This window comes from Limnohabitans sp. Hippo4, from assembly GCF_003063605.1.
Lineage (GTDB): Bacteria > Pseudomonadota > Gammaproteobacteria > Burkholderiales > Burkholderiaceae_C > Limnohabitans_A.
Genome location: NZ_NESE01000002.1, coordinates 603,248 through 621,528, shown reverse-complemented (window position 1 = coordinate 621,528; position 18,281 = coordinate 603,248). Strand labels below are relative to the sequence as shown.

Here is an 18,281-nt window from a genome sequence, read left to right as displayed (position 1 = left end):
AAGCAATCGGAAAATATCTTCAAACTTTAGATTCAATGTCTGATTGGACGAGTTCAATGAACGCATCAACAGACATGACACCGAGGTCTTTGTTACCTCGGGCGCGTACTGCGACAGTACCCGCAGCCTTTTCTTTGTCGCCAGCGACAAGGATGTAAGGCGGCTTCTGCAATGAATGCTCGCGTATTTTATACGTGATTTTCTCGTTCCGGAGGTCTAAATCGACCCTAAGGCCTTGATTTCCCGCCAGTTTTTGCATTTTTTGGGCAATTTCACGACAGTAATCGGCCTGGGAATCGGTAATGTTGCACACCACCACCTGGATTGGGGCCAGCCAAACAGGCAAGGCACCAGCGTGCTGCTCGATCAAAATACCGATGAATCGCTCCATGCTGCCCACGATGGCGCGGTGCAACATGACGGGACGATGGCGGTTGCCGTCCTCTCCAACGTACTCGGCATCGAGTCGTTCAGCCATAGAGAAATCAACCTGAATGGTGCCGCACTGCCATTGACGGCCAATAGCGTCTTTCAGGGTGTATTCGATTTTGGGGCCATAGAAGGCGCCATCGCCAGGGGCAATTTCAAAGTCACAGTTGGAGGCACGCAAACTCTCCATCAGGGCATGCTCGGCTTTGTCCCAAATTTCATCGGAGCCAATGCGCTGAGCAGGACGCGTCGCAACTTTGTAAATGATGTCGGTAAAGCCGAAATCTTTGTAGACCTTTTGCAAGAGCGTTGTGAAGTTAACGCTTTCAGCCAAGATTTGATCTTCGGTACAGAAAATGTGGCCATCGTCTTGTGTAAAGCCGCGCACGCGCATGATGCCGTGCAAGCCGCCAGTAGGTTCATTGCGGTGGCATTGACCAAATTCGCCGTAGCGCAAAGGTAAATCGCGGTAGCTCTTCATGCCTTGCTTGAAAATCAAGATGTGGCCAGGACAGTTCATAGGCTTCAAAGCGTAGTCACGCTTTTCAGACTCTGTGGTGAACATGTTGTCGCGGTACTTGTCCCAGTGGCCCGTTTTTTCCCACAAGGACTTGTCAATGATTTGCGGACCTTTGACTTCCTGGTAACCGTTGTCTTGGTAGACCGCACGCATGTACTGCTCAACCTTCTGCCAAACAGACCAACCTTTAGGATGCCAAAAAACCAAGCCGGGTGCATGCTCATCGATATGGAATAAATCGAGCTCGCGACCTAATTTACGGTGATCACGTTTTTCTGCCTCTTCCAATTGGGTAAGGTAGTTTTGCAAATCTTCTTTGCTGGTCCATGCCGTGCCGTAAATGCGTTGCAGCATTTCGTTTTTGCTGTCGCCACGCCAGTACGCACCTGCCACCTTCATTAGCTTGAAATGCTTGAGCTTGCCAGTGCTGGGGACGTGGGGGCCGCGACACAAGTCTTCGAACGCGCCCTCTTTGTACAAGCTCACATCTTCATTGGAGGGAATGCTGCCAATGATTTCGGCCTTGTAGTGCTCACCCATGCCTTTGAAATACGCAACAGCCTCATCACGAGGTAGCACACGACGAACCACAGGCTCGTCTTTGTTGGCCAAATCGGACATGCGCTTTTCAATGGCGGCCAAGTCGTCCAAGTCGAACGGACGGCTGTAGGAAAAGTCGTAGTAAAAACCGTTTTCAATCACGGGACCAATGGTCACTTGCGCGTCAGGAAACAAATCCTTCACGGCGTAAGCGAGCAAGTGCGCCGTTGAGTGACGAACAACTTCCAAACCATCAGCATCTTTGCCCGTGATGATGGCCAGTTGCGCATTGGCCGCTATGGTGAAACTCGTGTCCACCACTTTGCCATCAACTTTGCCTGCCAAAGCCGCTTTGGCCAAGCCAGCGCCAATGGAGGCTGCAACCTCTGCCACGGTGACGGGACCGGGAAACTCACGCAATGAACCGTCTGGAAGTGTGATCTGAACCATGTTCGAACTGAAAAAAGGAAAGGCGCCCTTTTGGCGCCAGAAATGAAAAACGCGGCATTTGCCGCGTTTTCAAACGCTCAGGCCAGATTTTACGCTGTGCCCGAGGTCTTTTTCGATCAGTGGAACTGTTCTTCTTCGGTTGAACCGGTCAAAGCTGTGACGCTAGAGCGGCCACCTTGGATCACAGTGGTCACCTCGTCGAAGTAACCGGTGCCCACTTCTTGTTGGTGCGACACGAAGGAATAGCCACGATCGCGCGCTGCGAACTCAGGTTCTTGCACCTTCTCAACATAGGCAGACATGCCGCGCTGAACGTAGGCTTGTGCCAAGTCAAACATGTTGTACCACATGGAGTGAATGCCAGCCAAAGTGATGAACTGGTATTTGTAACCCATGGCGCCGAGTTCTTTCTGGAATTTGGCGATGGTCGCATCGTCCAAGTTTTTCTTCCAGTTGAAAGAAGGTGAGCAGTTGTAGGCCAACAATTTACCGGGGTGTTTCTTGTGAACAGCTTCAGCAAACTTGCGGGCAAATTCCAAATCGGGGGTACCGGTTTCACACCACACCAAGTCGGCGTATTCCGCATAGGCCACTGCGCGGCTAATGGCTTGCTCCATGCCTTTCTTGGTTTTGTAGAAACCTTCCGCTGTGCGTTCACCTGTCAGGAAAGGCTTGTCGTTTTCATCGTAGTCGCTGGTGAGCAAGTCAGCAGCTTCTGCATCGGTACGTGCAATCACCAAAGTGGGTACGCCGCAAACGTCAGCTGCCATGCGGGCTGCGATCAATTTCTGGCAAGCCTCAGTGGTTGGCACCAAAACTTTGCCACCCATGTGACCGCACTTTTTCACAGAAGCCAATTGGTCTTCAAAGTGAACGCCACCCGCACCTGCCGCAATCATGGCTTTCATCAATTCGAAGGCATTTAACACGCCACCAAAACCGGCTTCAGCATCGGCAACAATGGGCGCGAAGTAATCTGTGTACTCTTTGTCGCCAGGGTTGGTGCCTTTAGACCATTGAATTTCATCAGCACGGCGGAAGCTGTTGTTGATGCGCTCCACAACCTTTGGCACAGAGTCCACTGGATACAAAGATTGATCGGGGTACATCGATGCATAAGAGTTATTGTCAGCTGCAACTTGCCAGCCAGACAAATAGATGGCTTTGATGCCAGCTTTCACTTGCTGCATGGCTTGACCACCCGTCAATGCGCCCAAGCAATTGATGTAGTCTTCTGTGTGAAGCAGATCCCACAGTTTTTCAGCACCACGGCGAGCCAATGTGTGCTCAATGGGGAAAGAACCGCGCAAACGCACGACATCGGCAGCTGAGTAGCCGCGTTTGATGCCCTTCCAACGGGGGTTGGTGGCCCAATCTTTTTCCAAAGCGGCAATTTGTTGTTCACGGCTGAGTTGTTCAACGAGATTTTGTGGCATGACGTTTTCCTTAAGTGTGGTTGAAGTTGAGGCCAATTCATTCCCAGAAATCTTTGGCACTGGGGAAAATTCTAAGTCTTATAGAAGACCAAAAAAACATCTTATGTCTTATATAAGACAATTATTTTTATGTTTAAATTCAATGCGTTATGCAATTAATTTCTCATTGCGAAATATCATCTCTCATATTGAGAAAAATTATTGCGGTGCAACACTGCTATATTTTGTATTGTGAAATTAAATTTCCAAACTGCAAATGCCGCTTTTTCTCAAATCACCACATCAATGGCTCATCCAAGTCAAACAATGATTTTTTGCAAGAGGGATATCTGCAACATCACGCTTAAAAAAACTTAATTGCCCCTTGGAAACACGCACTTTCTCCAGTAGCATCCGCTCAGCCGGATAAATAAGTTTCCGGCTGCGAACCAACTTCCGACTTAAGGAATTTCAAAATGGCAACTGCAAAAAAATCTCCGGCAAAAAAAGCTGCTCCTGCAAAGAAGGCAGCACCCGCCAAAAAACCCGTAGCGAAAAAAGCGGCACCTGCAAAAAAAGCAGCACCCGCTAAAAAAGCTGCTCCTGCAAAGAAAGCTGCACCAGCTAAAAAGCCTGCAGCCAAAAAAGCCCCCGCAAAAAAGCGCACACCTAATGCCGCTTTCATGAAGGCTTTGACACCTAGCGCCGCTTTGGCTGCTGTGGTGGGTGCATCCCCACTGCCACGTACTGAAGTCGTGAGCAAGCTGTGGGTTTACATCAAGAAAAACAACCTGCAAGACAAAGTCAACAAGCGCAACATCAACGCTGATGACAAACTCAAAGCAGTCTTTGGCAAAGCCCAAGTCAGCATGTTCGAGATGGCCGGCCTGATCGGCAAGCACTTGAAGTAATTCAATGCTTCTCGAATGAAAAAAGCCGGGTCATCCCGGCTTTTTTTATGACTTCGATTTCAAAGCATTTTGTGTGATGGCCGAGAGCGTGCCTCGGGTGGTAATGACTTCCGGGTCCAACATGATTTCAATCAAGGTACCCTGCTCACGTTGAAGCGCCTCGATCAGTGCAGGCTCAAACTCTTCCGTCTTGGAAATTCGAATGCCTTCATACCCATATGCTTTGGCCAAATTGGCAAAGTGCGGATTGTTCAAGTTGGAGCCCATGTTGTGGGTCGGAAAATCGCGCTCTTGATGCATGCGAATGGTGCCGTACATGCCATTGTTCAATAGCACCACAATCGATTTGGCGCCATGCTGACAGGCTGTTGCCAACTCTTGGCCATTCATTAAAAAATCACCGTCACCTGCAATGGTGAATGCCACTCGCTTGGACACGATAGAAGCGGCGATACCTGCAGGCACGCCGTACCCCATGGCACCCACCGTTGGCGCCAATTGCGTCTTCAAGCCTTTGCTCAAGCCGTGGTGCTGGTAATAACGGTGGACCCAACTTGCAAAATTACCTGCACCATTGGTCAGCACGGCATCTGCCGGCAAATGCCGCTGCAATGCAGCAACCACCTCGGGCATGTTCACCAAGCCCTGGGCCGAGTCGTGTGGCAGGCCGGCTAAAGACTGTGGCTGAATATTGGCCCGGTAATCCGCATTGGCCTGTGCCGTCCAGTCCGACCAAGGCACTGACGGCGGCGCGGTCAACACTTCAAGGCTTCGTGCGGCGGCATTCATGGTGGCACAGATGGCCAAATCTGCCGAATACACACGGTGAAGCTCTTCAGCACTTGCGTGAATGTGCACGAGCTTTTGCTTGGGTTTCGGAACTTCCAAAAGTGTGTAGCCACTGGTGGTCATTTCTCCCAATCGGGGGCCAATGGCCAAAATCAAATCGCTGTCTTTGATGCGCTGCGACAGTTTGGGATTGATGCCAATCCCGACATCACCCGCATACAAAGGATGGAAGTTGTCAAAGGTGTCTTGAAATCGGAAGGCATTGCCAACGGGCAATTGCCAATTTTCCGCGAACCTTTGCAGCGCTTGTGCGGCTTGCGGGGTCCAACCGCCGCCGCCGGCAATCACAAATGGCCGTTTGGCCGCCAACAACATTTCTCGCAGTTGACGCAAACTACCGGGATCACTCCAAGCCTCCACGGGTTCTAGCTTTGGCAAGGGTTGGGCCGTCACCTCGTGGGTCAACATGTCTTCAGGTAAAACCAGAACCACGGGACCGGGTCGGCCGTTCATAGCGGTGGCAAATGCGCGTGCCACGTATTCAGGTATACGCTTGGCATCGTCGATGCGCTCGACGCGTTTGGCCATGCCCTTGGTGCTGGGTCCAAAAAAAGAACAGAAATCGACTTCTTGGAAGGCTTCGCGGTCACGTGTATCGGTGGCCACATCGCCCACAAACAAAACCATGGGCGTAGAGTCTTGAAACGCCGTATGAACGCCAATGGAGGCATTGGTGGCACCGGGGCCTCGGGTCACGAAACAAACGCCAGGACGGCCCGTTAAACGACCTTGGGCATCCGCCATGAAGGCCGCGCCACCCTCTTGCCGGCAAGTCACAAACTGAATCTGATCTTTGTATTTGTGAAAACCGTCCAAGACGGCCAAGTAACTTTCACCAGGGACACCAAAGGCGTGGGAAATGCCTTGCGCCACCAAACACTCCACCAGGAGGTGACCTCCCATTTGAGTCTTGGAGCCAGTTTCAGCTTGTTTGTCGTTTAGATTGCTCATACAGCCTCTTGTGATCAAGGCCGCATGATACTTTCAAAGCGAATTCTTCAGACGAAGCAAGGTCACCTGGTGATTCACTTTAGCTCACCACACGGTCAAATTTAAAAACGCCTGGGTCCTTCACTGGGTCGACATCCACAGGGATCACCGACTTTGGCAAGAACTTGCCCTCAAGGAGCAGTTTGGACAGCGGGTTTTCAATCCTTTGCTGCACGGCTCGCTTCAAGGGACGGGCACCAAACACAGGGTCAAAGCCCACCTTGGCCAGTTCCGCCAAAGCCGCAGGCGAGACCTCAAGGTGCAAGTCCATCTTCGACAAACGAGCTTCCAAAATTTGGAGTTGAATTTTGGCAATCGATTCAATGTGCTTGGCGTCCAAACTGTGAAAGACCACCGTCTCGTCGATGCGGTTCAAAAACTCGGGACGGAAGTGATTCTTCAATTCACCCCAAACAGCCTCTTTGATGTCGTCATTGGACTCTCCCACCATGGACTGAATCAAGTGAGAGCCAATGTTGGACGTCATCACAATGACTGTGTTTTTGAAGTCGACTGTGCGGCCTTGACCATCCGTCAAGCGCCCATCGTCCAACACTTGAAGCAACACGTTAAAGACATCAGGGTGCGCTTTTTCAACCTCATCGAGCAACAAAACCGAGTAAGGCTTTCTGCGCACGGCTTCCGTGAGGTAGCCGCCCTCTTCGTAGCCGACGTAACCAGGTGGCGCGCCAATGAGACGGGCAACCGAATGCTTCTCCATGAACTCACTCATGTCGATGCGAATCAGGTGATCCTCGCTGTCAAACAAGAAGCCCGCCAAGGCTTTACACAACTCTGTTTTGCCAACGCCTGTTGGGCCCAAGAACAAGAAGGAACCTGTGGGTCTTTGCGGATCGGACAAGCCCGAGCGTGAACGGCGAATGGCATGCGAGACAGCAGCGATGGCTTCATCTTGACCCACCACACGCTCGTGTAACTTGACTTCCATTTGCAACAGTTTTTCACGCTCACCCTGCATCATTTTGGACACGGGTATGCCAGTGGCACGACTGACCACTTCGGCAATTTCTTCAGCACCCACTTGCGTGCGCAACAAGCGTGGCGCAGAACCCGCTTCTGGATTCAATTCCTTAGCCTGTGTCTCAGACAAGAGCTTTTCAAGTTCAGGCAATTTCCCATATTGCAACTCTGCAACCTTGTTGAAGTCGCCTTTGCGGGTGAGCTCTTCAATTTGTTGACGCAATTGGTCAATTTTTTCGCGAACGTTTTGACTGCCCTGTGCTTGCGCTTTTTCGGTCTTCCAAATTTCTTCCAGATCGGCGGCTTCTTTTTTCAGCGTCACAATCTCTTCTTCAATCAGACCCAAGCGTTTTTGAGAGGCCTCATCGGTTTCCTTTTTGACAGCCTCACGTTCAATCTGCAACTGGATCAAACGTCGATCAAGCTTGTCGATCACCTCAGGTTTGGAATCAATTTCAATTTTGATTTTGGAAGCTGCTTCATCAATCAAATCGATGGCCTTGTCGGGCAAAAATCGATCGGTGATGTAGCGGTGACTGAGTTCTGCCGCCGCCACAATGGCAGGGTCGGTAATGTCCACACCATGGTGGATTTCATACTTCTCTTGCAAGCCCCGCAAGATGGCGATGGTGGCCTCCACGCTGGGCTCGCCCACCAAGATCTTTTGAAAACGACGCTCTAGTGCAGCGTCTTTTTCAATGTATTTGCGATATTCGTCCAAGGTGGTGGCACCCACGCAATGCAATTCGCCGCGTGCCAATGCAGGCTTGAGCATGTTGCCTGCGTCCATAGCACCCTCGGCCTTGCCTGCGCCCACCATGGTGTGCAGTTCATCGATGAACACAATGGTTTGGCCTTCGTCCTTGGCAAGCTCGTTAAGGACGGACTTAAGACGCTCTTCAAACTCACCGCGGAACTTGGCACCCGCCAACAAAGAGGCCATGTCCAAAGACAAGACCCGCTTACCCTTCAATGAATCGGGCACCTCGCCGGCCACAATGCGCTGCGCCAAACCTTCCACGATGGCCGTTTTGCCAACACCAGGTTCACCGATCAAGACGGGATTGTTTTTGGTGCGTCGCTGCAAAACCTGAATGGCTCTGCGAATTTCATCGTCGCGGCCAATCACGGGATCGAGCTTGCCCATGCGCGCCCGCTCGGTTAGATCAAGGCAATATTTTTTCAAGGACTCACGTTGTCCTTCAGCTTCTGCACTGTTCACGTTTTGTCCTCCACGCACTGCATCGACTGCAGTTTCTAAACTTTGACGGCTCAAGCCCGCCGCTTTGGCGTTCCGAGCCAACTCAGACTTGCTGTCTGCCAAGGCCAACAAAAAAAGTTCGCTGGCCACAAAAGAGTCACCGCGTTTCAGTGATTCTTTTTCTGCAGCCTGCAACAGTTTGACCAGATCGGGGCCCACTTGAACCTGATCTTGACCCGTGACCTGGGGCAATCGTTCGACAGCCGATGTGGCGGTAGACATCAAGGCTGACAGGTTGACGCCAGCCCGTTGTAACAAAGCCTTGGGGCCATCCTGTTGTTGCAGCATGGCCAACAAGACGTGTGCAGGGTCGATGTATGCATGGTCTTTGCCCAAGGCCAAGCTCTGGGCATCGCCAAGCGCTTCTTGAAATTTGGTGGTCAGTTTGTCAATTCGCATTTGAATCTCCTATTGAGATCCATTTTGGGCCGTTGTGGCTATTTTTCAAGAGGGCGACCAAATTGAGCCACCGCTCTGCCCAGAGCCTCTAGAATGTCAAGAATGAACATTCACCAAATGTCGGTCCAATATGACGAACGTCAAGATCGCTTGGCCTTGCGGGTCAGCAATCAAGACAGTCAGGAGTTCAGGCTGTGGCTCACAAGGGCCATGACACTGCGCTTGCTGCCACATCTGCAGGCCTCCGTGGTTCAACTTGAAGCCCGCGACCCCCAAGTGATGGCGACAGACACAACGGCTCAACAAATGTTGGCTGAGTTAAAGCGCGAGAACTTTCTGTCACAGGCCGATTTTTCAACGCCCTTTGTCTCGCAAAACCTCAGCCTACCTTTGGGCCCCACCCCCATGCTGGTGACCGATGTTCAACTGAATTTGCTCAATAGCGGCAGTTTGAATTTGTTATTTCAAGACAAGAGTGGCGAGAATGCCAGTGGTGCATCTTGTGAATTCAATCTTCAGGCAGCTTTGTTGCATGGCTTGTTGCACCTCATTGAACAAGCTTTGAAAAAAGCGCAATGGCAACAACCTGATTTTTCACAGCGCCCCGACAACTTGGACCCTGCCAGTGCTGAGCGGCCAGCTTACCAACACTGACTGCGTCTATTCATCCGTTAAGCGTTGCTTGACTTGATGCCCCAGCGAGCCAGGGCTTGGTCATCACTGACCCGCGCATCAACCCATTGCGCGCCTTCGGGGGTTTCCTCTTTTTTCCAAAAGGGCGCCTGGGTTTTCAAGTAGTCCATTAAAAACTCACAGGCCTTGAAGCTTTCGCCGCGATGTGCCGAGGTGACAGCAACCAACACAATTTGATCGGCAGGTTTCAAGTCGCCCACTCGGTGAATGACCTTGGCTTGGTAAAAATCAAAACGCTGATGCGCCTCTTCAATCATGGCCTCGATGGAAGACTCGGTCATGCCTGGATAGTGCTCTAAGGTCATTGAAACAACCTCATCCCCAGCTTGTCCGGTGAGCATGCGCGTGTCGCGAACCGTACCCACAAACGAGCAAACTGCACCCACCCTCAGGTCATTGGCGCGAAGCGCAGCCAGCACTTCAGCCACATTGAAGTCTTCAGTTTGAATGACCACGCGAGGCTGCATGTTTCAGCCCCCTGTCACCGGTGGGAAAAAAGCCAACTCGGCGTTGTCCGTAATGGGCGCATCCTCCTCCACCATGACTTGGTTCAAAGCCATTCGGACAGCTTTGCCGCGCGCCAAACACAAATACGCACCGCCTTGCGCAAGCAGTTGATCTCTCAACTCGCCCACTGTTTGCGCATCGGTCAGGAAGTCTTCGTGAGACTTTCCAAGCGACTCTCGCAATGAAGCAAAGTAACGCAAACGGAGTTTCATTGCAGCCACTCGGCAAAGGGATAAAACGACACCCAATCACCCACTTGAATGGCTTGCGCGCCTGGGTTGTCCACCACACCATCACCCCAAACGACGGAAGTCAAAACACCAGAGCTTTGATTGGGGAATAACTCTACCCCGCCTTGGGCATTGCGTTTGACACGCAAAAATTCGCGCCTTTTATCAGGTTTAGGAAGATCGAAATGAGCTTGCAAACGATAGGGCGTTAGGCGAACTGCCGCCACACCTTGCAAAGCCAACAAGAAGGGACGAACCAACAATTGGAAAGTCACAAAGCTTGAAACTGGATTGCCAGGCAGTCCCATGAAATATGTTTTATTGGAAGCGCAGGCGCCCTGTGGATTGAGAAAACCGAAGGCAAATGGTTTACCGGGCTTCATGGAAATTTGCCACAAATTCAAACCACCCAAAGCTTCGACCGCTGGCTTGACATGATCTTCTTCACCCACAGACACGCCGCCACTGGTCAAAATCAAATCATGGTTAGCAGCTGCCGTCTTCATCGCTTGAAGGGTTGAGCTCAAGTTGTCAGGCACGATTCCCAAATCAGTGACGTCGCAGCCAGCACGAACCAACAAGGCGCGAAGGAAAAATCGGTTGGAGTTGTAGATCGCGCCAGGTCGCATGTTCTGCGGCTCAACGTCGCCAGGCATCACCAACTCATCGCCCGTCGAAAACAAGGCCACGCGTGGACGGCGGACCACTTTCACTTTGGCAACGCCAATGCTGGCGGCCAAACCCAATGCGGCAGGATCTAGCCTCGTGCCTTTAGGCAACACAACTGCACCGCGAGTCACATCTTCGCCACTTCGCCGGATCCATTGACCCTGGCTGGGTATCACTTGGACAGCAACTTCAGGGACCTCAGTGGATGAATCGAGTTGGGTATCCTCTTGCATCACAACTGCATTGGCACCTGGCGGAATGGGTGCACCTGTAAAGATGCGCGCGGCTTCACCGGCTTGAAGCGCCTGACCGTTGTGACCCGCTGGAATGCGTTGGGTCACTTTCAATCTTGCACCCGCAACTGGCACATCTTCTAAGCGAATGGCATAACCATCCATCGAAGAATTGTCTTGCGGCGGCACCTGGAGTTGCGACACCAGGTCTTCAGCCAAGACACGACCGTCAGCCTCAAAGCTGGGCACTGACTCGTGTTCAGGGATGACGATGGCCCCTTTCAACACATGGTCCAAGGCCTCGTCCAAGGACATCAGGGGTGGGCGTTTGGGAGTGTTGTCGTTGGCCATCGGGATCAATCGCAGTGCTGCGCAATGTACTTTTTGACGGCGTCGACAGACTTGGGCATCACTTGAACCCGCTTGGGCAAGGCCTCAATGCCCTCAAATTTGGCTGGCCGATCGGGTTCACGTCCCAAGGCTTCCACCAAGGTGGCAGCAAACTTGATGGGCAAAGCCGTTTCCAATACAAGCATGTGAATGCCTGGTTTGGCCAGCGGCACAGCCACTTTCAAGCCATCGGCTGTGTGCGTGTCGATCATAATGTGATTGTCTGCAAAAACCTCTTGGATGGTTTTGAGTCGATCAGCATGTGTGCTCTTACCGCTGATGAAACCGAATTTGGTTTTGGCCGTAGCAAACAAAGGGTCGTGACCTAAATCAAACTGACCTTTTTGATTCAATTGGTCATAGAACAAATCTTTGGTTCGAACAGCATCGCGCTGAAGCAAGTCAAACACAAAGCGTTCAAAGTTGCTGGCCTTGGAAATGTCCATCGAAGGACTGGATGTTTCGTGGGTATCGGCTGTGCCTCGAACGCGATAGACACCCGTTCTGAAGAACTCGTCGAGCACGTCATTTTCATTGGTAGCCACTACCAATTGGTCAATGGGCAAACCCATCATGCGCGCCACATGACCGGCACACACATTGCCAAAATTGCCACTGGGTACGCTGAAGCTAACCTTTTGTGAGTTGTCTTGCGTGGCCTGAAAGTAACCCGCAAAGTAGTACACCACCTGCGCCAGTAGACGAGCCCAGTTGATGGAGTTGACGGTCCCAATTTTGTACTTGCGTTTGAAATCCAAATCGTTGCTGACAGCTTTCACAATGTCTTGGCAATCGTCGAACACTCCTTCGATGGCAATGTTGTGAATGTTCTCATCGAGCAAGCTGAACATTTGCGCTTGTTGGAATGGGCTCATGCGGCCTTGTGGGCTGGTCATGAACACACGCACACCTTTTTTGCCGCGCATGGCGTACTCTGCAGCACTGCCCGTGTCACCGGAAGTTGCACCAAAAATGTTCAACTCGGCATTGCGACGCGCCAACTCGTACTCAAACAAATTGCCCAACAGTTGCATGGCCATGTCTTTGAATGCCAACGTTGGACCATTTGACAAAGCTTCCAAACTCACTTGTGCGCCAGGCGCCGCATTGGTTTTGAGGGACTTCAAAGGCACAATTTCGGGGGTACCGAAAGCGGCTTCTGTGTAGGTCTTTTGGCAAAGGGCTTGCAGATCATTGGATGGAATGTCATCAATGTACAGAGACAGCACTTCGAACGCCAACGCTGCATAGCCTTTGGTTTGCCAAACTTGGCGCAGGTGCGTCAAGTTGTCTGCTGTAATTTGGGGGTACGTTTCGGGTAGATACAAACCACCGTCGGGCGCCAGGCCTTCCAGCAAAATTTCACAAAAACGTTTGCGATCAGCATGACCGCGGGTAGACAAGTAGCGCATCAGTTCAGCTCTTCTTTACGGATTTTGGTGATGGGCGCCATCACCGTGGGCAATGCTTGCATTTGCGCCAACACTTCATTCATCTTGCCCTCAACCGTATCGTGCGTGAGGATGATCACATCAGTTTGGTTTTCACCCGCTTGGCTGACCTGATCGGCTTCGCGTTGAAGCACCGCATCAATGCTGATGTTGGCCTCTGCCAACAGGCCCGTCAACTTGGCCAAAACGCCCGCCTCATCTGCCACGCGCAAGCGCAAGTAGTAACTGGTCACAACGTCGGACATGGGCAAAATTTTCAAATTGCTCATGGCATTGGGTTGGAAAGCCAAATGGGGCACGCGGTTCAAAGGGTCGGCTGTGTGCAAGCGCGTGATGTCGACCAAATCAGCAATCACAGCACTGGCCGTTGGCTCAGACCCTGCACCCTTGCCGTAGTAAAGCGTGGTGCCGACGGCATCGCCCTGCACCATCACGGCATTCATAGCGCCTTCAACGTTGGCAATCAGGCGTTGTGTGGGCACCAAGCTAGGGTGCACACGCAATTCAACACCTGCATCGGTGCGCTTGGTAATGCCCAACAACTTGATGCGGTAACCCAATTGCTCGGCGTATTTGATATCGGCCGCACCCAATTTGGTAATGCCTTCAACATAGGCTTTGTCGAATTGAACGGGGATGCCAAATGCCAAAGCACTCATGAGTGTGGCTTTGTGTGCTGCGTCAACACCTTCAATGTCAAAGGTCGGATCGGCTTCTGCGTAGCCCAATCGCTGAGCCTCTTTGAGCACCACATCAAAGTCCAAGCCCTTTTCACGCATCTCAGACAAGATGAAGTTGGTGGTGCCGTTGATGATGCCCGCCACCCACTGAATGCTGTTAGCCGTCAAACCTTCGCGCAGCGCTTTGATGATGGGAATGCCGCCCGCTACGGCTGCTTCAAAAGCCACCATCACGCCCTTGGCATGCGCAGCAGCAAAGATTTCTGTGCCGTGAACGGCCAGCAATGCTTTGTTGGCCGTGACCACGTGTTTGCCCGCAGCAATGGCTTCAAGCACCAACGTCTTTGCAATGCCATAGCCGCCGATCAGTTCAACCACAATGTCAATGTCGGGGTTGGCAATGATCTGGCGCGCATCGTTCACCACTTTCACATGATCACCACACAGCGATTGGGCCTTGGCCACATCCAGATCAGCCACCATGGTGATCGCAATGCCGCGACCGGCGCGTCGTTTAATTTCTTCTTGATTGCGCTTGAGCACATTGAATGTGCCGCTACCGACTGTGCCCATGCCCATCAGGCCGACTTGTATTGGATTCATAACTCTCTCACTTAAACCGCAGTACCAAAACGCAGACGCGCTTTTTCTAAAAACTTGGCCATTCTTGCAATGGCTTCACGCAAATCATCCAAATGAGGCAAGAACACAATTCGGAAATGATCAGGTTCGGTCCAATTGAAACCAGTACCTTGCACCAACATCACTTTGGTCTCTTGCAACATTTCCAGGAAAAACTGTTGGTCGTCTTGAATCGGATAAATTTTGGGATCGAGTTTGGGGAACATGTAAAGGGCCGCACTGGGCTTCACACATGTCACGCCAGGAATGGCTGTGATCAACTCATAAGCAAGGTCTCGTTGCTTGCGCAGACGTCCGCCCTCGTTCACCAATTCATTGATGCTTTGATGACCGCCCAAGGCTGTTTGAATGGCCCACTGTCCCGGCACATTGGCACACAGACGCATGTTGGACAACATGTTCAAACCCTCGATGTAATCTTTGGCGGGACGCTTGTCACCCGTCAGAAACATCCAACCCGCGCGGTATCCGCACGATCTGTAACTTTTCGACAATGAGTTGAAGGTGATGGTGAGGACATCTTGGCTGAGGCTGGCGATAGGCGTGTGCTTCACGCCATCGTACAAAACCTTGTCATAGACTTCATCTGCAAAAATCACCAACCCGTGTTCACGTGCAATTGCCACGATACCCAACAACAACTCGTCGGAGTAAAGCGCTCCCGTTGGGTTGTTGGGATTGATCACCACGATGCCTTTGGTTTTGGCTGTGATTTTGGCGCGAATGTCTGCCAGGTCGGGCATCCAGCCCTTGGTCTCATCGCAAAGGTAGTGAACGGGCGTTCCACCAGAAAGGCTGGCCGCAGCTGTCCACAAGGGATAGTCGGGCGCTGGCAACAAAAGCTCGTCGCCGTTGTCTAGCAACGCATTGGTGGCCATCACAATCAATTCACTGGCGCCATTGCCCAGATAAATGTCGTCCAATGTGACGCCTTTGATGCCCTGCTTTTGAGTCTCATGCATCACCGCCTTGCGAGCCGCAAAAATCCCCTTGCTGTCCGAGTAACCCGCCGAATTGGGCAGATTGCGAATCATGTCTTGCTGAATTTCTTCGGGCGCATCGAAGCCGAACACCGCCAAGTTGCCGATGTTCAATTTGATGATTTTGTGGCCCTCTTCTTCCATTTGTCTGGCGCGGTCCATGATGGGGCCGCGGATGTCGTAACAAACGTTGGCAAGCTTGGCTGATTTTTGGATAGTTTTCAAAATCCCTCCGAGGGGTGTTGGCGCTGGGGAAAACCTATAATTTGACCACAGAACTGGCCCTTTTTAAGAAACAATACCGCATGAAACTCCATCCTGATGCCAGCAACGCTTATTCGATTCAAAGCTATGGCGCTGAAGGTGTTGTCGTCAACGGCAAACTGCAAACTGGCCCCATGAAGTTGTGCGCCATCCAGGGCCCTCAAACATGGTCCGCAGTATCTTTTGCAGACCTGACACAAGACACCTTTGATGAATTGCTGGCCTTTGGGCCGGAATTGGTGATTTTTGGCAGCGGTCAACGGCTGCGATTCCCCGCCCCCAAGCTTCTCCAAGGCCTGATTCGTCAGGGAATTGGGGTAGAAACCATGGACAGCGGGGCTGCCTGCCGCACCTTTAACGTGTTGGCCGGTGAGGGACGGCACGTCGTTTTGGCCTATCTGCCTCTGAACGAGGCTTGATTGGGTGGTTTTGCGGACTATTTCAAAACCCCCTCGAGTTTCAGGATAAAATACGCGATTGCCGTCCGGTGATGTTGCTACTCAGCACCTGATCGGTTATGCGGTTCATTTCTGTCACGTGAGATTAGTTCTATGGCGATCGTTGTTAACAAACCCCTTCCCGAATTTGAAGCAAACGCAACGGGCGGCCTGAAGGTTTCAAACACATCTCACAACGGCAAAATCATGATTTTGTACTTCTACCCGAAGGACAACACCCCTGGTTGCACCACCGAAGCGATGCAGTTTCGCGACAAATACAAAGACTTCGCCAAAGCTGGCGCTACCGTCTTTGGCGTATCCCGCGACAACATGAAGTCTCATGACGACTTCAAGGCCAAGTTGGAACTGCCATTCGAGTTGATTGCCGACACAGAAGAAAAAATGTGCCACATGTTTGGCGTTGTCAAAAACAAAATCATGTACGGCAAGAAAGTCAAAGGCATTGAGCGCAGCACCTTCTTGATTGGCCCAGACGGCTTGGTCAAAGAAGAATGGCGTGGCCTGAAAGTCCCAGGCCACGTTGAAGAAGTTCTAAAAGCCGTTAAGGCCCTGAAAAAAGCCGCATAATGGCACCATGCCGCTGAAATTACAGCCCCATCCAGATTCAACCCTAAAGCAAAGCCGCCTTGGCCTCCAGGCGGCTTTTTCTTTGCGTTCTCGTTTTTAACTTTTCACCAGAGGCCACACTTCATGCCATTGCCCCCCGCTCCCACACAGCGCGCATCATTGATCTCCTCTAAAGCGCTCGCTAAATCAGAAAGTGCCATCAGTGCACCTGCCAAATCAATGCCGCATGACAACGTGACCAAGAAACCCATTGCGAAAAAAGCAATACCTGAGCTGCAAGAACAAAGCATTACACCCTCTTACTCGCGTGAGCCTGTTCCCCAGCAGGCGCCAAAGAAAACCAAGGCGTCTAAAAAGAACCAAGGCCCCACGAAATTGTTCGTTTTGGACACCAACGTTCTGATGCACGACCCCATGTGCCTCTTTCAATTTGAAGAGCACGACGTTTATCTGCCAATGATTGTTTTAGAGGAACTGGACAGCCACAAAAAAGGCATGACAGAAGTGGCGCGCAATGCACGTCAAACCAGTCGTTTCTTGGATGCATTGGCTGCAACCCCTGGCTCTGACATCAAACTGGGATTGCCACTCAATGCCACAGGTCACATCGACTCTGGCGGCAAATTGTTTTTCCAAACCCAAATCATGGATGTCAGTTTGCCCATGAGCTTGCCTCAGGGAAAAGCCGACAACCAAATTCTGGGTGTGGTTCAAGCCTTGGGCAAATTGCACGCCCCCAGAGAAGTGGTCTTGGTTTCCAAAGACATCAACATGCGCGTCAAAGCCCGCGCATTGGGCCTGGCAGCCGAGGACTACCAAAATGACAAAGTACTGGAAGATGGCGATCTGCTGTATTCCGGCGCCATGGCCCTGCCCCCTGACTTTTGGAACCGCCACGGCAAAGCCATCGAGAGCTGGCAACAAGGCAGTCACACCTTCTATCGCTTGAGTGGCCCCTTGGTGCCAAGCCTCTTGATCAACCAATTTGTGTACCTTGAAGCGCCGGGCGAACCCAGCCTCTACGCCCGGGTGACAGAAATTCGAGGCAAGACCGCTGTGCTGAAAACACTCAAAGATTTTGGCCATGCCAAAAATGCAGTGTGGGGTGTGACCACCCGAAACCGCGAGCAAAACTTTGCCATGAACATGTTGACCGACCCCGAAGTTGACTTTGTCACTTTGGCAGGTACCGCTGGCACCGGCAAAACATTGATGGCACTGGCCGCTGGCCTGACACAAGTCCTGGACGATCGCCGCTACACCGAAATCATCATGACGCGTGCCACCGTCAGCGTGGGCGAAGACATTGGTTTCTTGCCAGGCACCGAAGAAGAAAAAATGGGCCCTTGGATGGGTGCATTGGACGACAACTTGGAGTTCTTGGCCAAAGGTGATGGCGGCAATGCGGGCGAATGGGGCCGCGCAGCCACCAACGAACTCATTCGCAGCCGCATCAAAATCAAGAGCATGAACTTCATGCGCGGCCGCACTTTCATGAACAAATACGTGATCATTGACGAGGCGCAGAACTTAACGCCTAAACAAATGAAAACTTTGATCACTCGTGCAGGCCCTGGCACCAAGATCATTTGCATGGGTAACTTGGCCCAAATTGATACACCTTATCTCACTGAGGGCTCATCAGGCTTGACCTATGCGGTTGATCGCTTCAAGGGATGGGCGCATGGTGGCCACATCACATTGGCACGCGGCGAGCGTTCACGACTTGCCGACTTTGCCAGCGAAGTACTTTGATCTTGATGGGTAAA

At 51.8% G+C, this 18,281-nt stretch carries 15 protein-coding genes; 5 read left to right on the top strand and 10 right to left on the bottom strand.

The features are described from left to right. Positions 1-19: 19 nt before the first annotated feature. Positions 20-1,939 (bottom strand): threonine--tRNA ligase, encoded by a 1,920-nt coding sequence (thrS, locus tag B9Z46_RS08335; protein ID WP_108255531.1) that lies wholly within the window; start codon positions 1,937-1,939, stop codon positions 20-22. Positions 1,940-2,055: 116 nt separating this feature from the next. Further along, entirely contained in the window at positions 2,056-3,375 is a 1,320-nt protein-coding gene (gene aceA, locus B9Z46_RS08330) for an isocitrate lyase (RefSeq protein ID WP_108255529.1), read from the bottom strand. A gap of 455 nt (positions 3,376-3,830) precedes the next feature. Between aceA and B9Z46_RS08325 the strand changes: the two genes are divergently transcribed. Then, positions 3,831-4,265, top strand: a complete 435-nt coding sequence (locus B9Z46_RS08325; protein WP_055360966.1) for an SWIB/MDM2 domain-containing protein — start codon at positions 3,831-3,833, stop codon at positions 4,263-4,265. A 45-nt stretch (positions 4,266-4,310) separates the two neighbouring features. Here B9Z46_RS08325 and B9Z46_RS08320 read toward each other — a convergent pair whose 3' ends face one another. Continuing rightward, entirely contained in the window at positions 4,311-6,065 is a 1,755-nt protein-coding gene (locus B9Z46_RS08320; RefSeq protein ID WP_108255527.1) for a thiamine pyrophosphate-binding protein, read from the bottom strand. A 79-nt stretch (positions 6,066-6,144) separates the two neighbouring features. Beyond that, complete coding sequence (clpB, locus tag B9Z46_RS08315; protein WP_108255525.1) at positions 6,145-8,745, bottom strand: ATP-dependent chaperone ClpB; 2,601 nt, start codon at positions 8,743-8,745, stop codon at positions 6,145-6,147. A gap of 102 nt (positions 8,746-8,847) precedes the next feature. On the opposite strand from clpB, the gene B9Z46_RS08310 reads away from it, so the two are divergent. Next, the gene (locus B9Z46_RS08310; protein ID WP_199220574.1) at positions 8,848-9,399 is read left to right on the top strand and encodes a hypothetical protein; all 552 of its coding nucleotides are present in this window, start codon (positions 8,848-8,850) and stop codon (positions 9,397-9,399) included. Positions 9,400-9,416: 17 nt separating this feature from the next. Here the strand turns inward: B9Z46_RS08310 and B9Z46_RS08305 are convergent, their stop codons facing one another. Genes B9Z46_RS08305 through B9Z46_RS08280 form a run of 6 tightly spaced genes read right to left on the bottom strand, consistent with a single transcriptional unit; the run spans position 9,417 to position 15,445 of the window. Next, on the bottom strand, positions 9,417-9,905 hold the full coding sequence (locus B9Z46_RS08305) for a molybdenum cofactor biosynthesis protein MoaE (protein ID WP_108255523.1): 489 nt from the start codon (positions 9,903-9,905) through the stop codon (positions 9,417-9,419). Positions 9,906-9,908: 3 nt separating this feature from the next. Continuing rightward, on the bottom strand, positions 9,909-10,157 hold the full coding sequence (gene moaD, locus B9Z46_RS08300) for a molybdopterin converting factor subunit 1 (protein ID WP_055360970.1): 249 nt from the start codon (positions 10,155-10,157) through the stop codon (positions 9,909-9,911). Then, the gene (glp, locus tag B9Z46_RS08295) at positions 10,154-11,428 is read right to left on the bottom strand and encodes a gephyrin-like molybdotransferase Glp (protein WP_108255521.1); all 1,275 of its coding nucleotides are present in this window, start codon (positions 11,426-11,428) and stop codon (positions 10,154-10,156) included. The genes moaD and glp overlap by 4 nt, the downstream gene beginning before the upstream one ends. Before the next feature lie 5 nt (positions 11,429-11,433). Further along, positions 11,434-12,879, bottom strand: coding sequence for a threonine synthase (gene thrC, locus B9Z46_RS08290; RefSeq protein ID WP_108255519.1), 1,446 nt, complete (start codon positions 12,877-12,879; stop codon positions 11,434-11,436). Further along, positions 12,879-14,201 (bottom strand): homoserine dehydrogenase, encoded by a 1,323-nt coding sequence (locus B9Z46_RS08285; RefSeq protein ID WP_055360973.1) that lies wholly within the window; start codon positions 14,199-14,201, stop codon positions 12,879-12,881. The genes thrC and B9Z46_RS08285 overlap by 1 nt, the downstream gene beginning before the upstream one ends. A gap of 11 nt (positions 14,202-14,212) precedes the next feature. Continuing rightward, the gene (locus tag B9Z46_RS08280; RefSeq protein ID WP_108255517.1) at positions 14,213-15,445 is read right to left on the bottom strand and encodes a pyridoxal phosphate-dependent aminotransferase; all 1,233 of its coding nucleotides are present in this window, start codon (positions 15,443-15,445) and stop codon (positions 14,213-14,215) included. 80 nt (positions 15,446-15,525) lie between these two features. Between B9Z46_RS08280 and B9Z46_RS08275 the strand changes: the two genes are divergently transcribed. The 3 genes from B9Z46_RS08275 to B9Z46_RS08265 all read left to right on the top strand — a co-directional run bounded on the left by B9Z46_RS08275 (position 15,526) and on the right by B9Z46_RS08265 (position 18,267). After that, the gene (locus B9Z46_RS08275) at positions 15,526-15,903 is read left to right on the top strand and encodes an Mth938-like domain-containing protein (RefSeq protein ID WP_108255850.1); all 378 of its coding nucleotides are present in this window, start codon (positions 15,526-15,528) and stop codon (positions 15,901-15,903) included. Between the two features lie 132 nt (positions 15,904-16,035). Then, entirely contained in the window at positions 16,036-16,512 is a 477-nt protein-coding gene (locus B9Z46_RS08270) for a peroxiredoxin (protein ID WP_055360976.1), read from the top strand. 123 nt (positions 16,513-16,635) lie between these two features. Then, a complete protein-coding gene (locus B9Z46_RS08265) occupies positions 16,636-18,267 on the top strand; it encodes a PhoH family protein (protein ID WP_108255515.1) in 1,632 nt (543 codons plus the stop codon). Positions 18,268-18,281: the final 14 nt, after the last annotated feature.

What these genes read in the sequence shown, in the direction of transcription:
- thrC (WP_108255519.1), bottom strand. Translation starts at nt 12,879, where the DNA reads ATGCGCTACTTGTCTACCCGCGGTCATGCTGATCGCAAACGTTTTTGT.
- B9Z46_RS08270 (WP_055360976.1), top strand. Translation starts at nt 16,036, where the DNA reads ATGGCGATCGTTGTTAACAAACCCCTTCCCGAATTTGAAGCAAACGCA.
- B9Z46_RS08320 (WP_108255527.1), bottom strand. Translation starts at nt 6,065, where the DNA reads ATGAGCAATCTAAACGACAAACAAGCTGAAACTGGCTCCAAGACTCAA.
- clpB (WP_108255525.1), bottom strand. Translation starts at nt 8,745, where the DNA reads ATGCGAATTGACAAACTGACCACCAAATTTCAAGAAGCGCTTGGCGAT.
- B9Z46_RS08310 (WP_199220574.1), top strand. Translation starts at nt 8,848, where the DNA reads ATGAACATTCACCAAATGTCGGTCCAATATGACGAACGTCAAGATCGC.
- thrS (WP_108255531.1), bottom strand. Translation starts at nt 1,939, where the DNA reads ATGGTTCAGATCACACTTCCAGACGGTTCATTGCGTGAGTTTCCCGGT.
- B9Z46_RS08305 (WP_108255523.1), bottom strand. Translation starts at nt 9,905, where the DNA reads ATGCAGCCTCGCGTGGTCATTCAAACTGAAGACTTCAATGTGGCTGAA.
- B9Z46_RS08275 (WP_108255850.1), top strand. Translation starts at nt 15,526, where the DNA reads ATGAAACTCCATCCTGATGCCAGCAACGCTTATTCGATTCAAAGCTAT.
- moaD (WP_055360970.1), bottom strand. Translation starts at nt 10,157, where the DNA reads ATGAAACTCCGTTTGCGTTACTTTGCTTCATTGCGAGAGTCGCTTGGA.
- B9Z46_RS08285 (WP_055360973.1), bottom strand. Translation starts at nt 14,201, where the DNA reads ATGAATCCAATACAAGTCGGCCTGATGGGCATGGGCACAGTCGGTAGC.
- B9Z46_RS08325 (WP_055360966.1), top strand. Translation starts at nt 3,831, where the DNA reads ATGGCAACTGCAAAAAAATCTCCGGCAAAAAAAGCTGCTCCTGCAAAG.
- glp (WP_108255521.1), bottom strand. Translation starts at nt 11,428, where the DNA reads ATGGCCAACGACAACACTCCCAAACGCCCACCCCTGATGTCCTTGGAC.
- B9Z46_RS08265 (WP_108255515.1), top strand. Translation starts at nt 16,636, where the DNA reads ATGCCATTGCCCCCCGCTCCCACACAGCGCGCATCATTGATCTCCTCT.
- aceA (WP_108255529.1), bottom strand. Translation starts at nt 3,375, where the DNA reads ATGCCACAAAATCTCGTTGAACAACTCAGCCGTGAACAACAAATTGCC.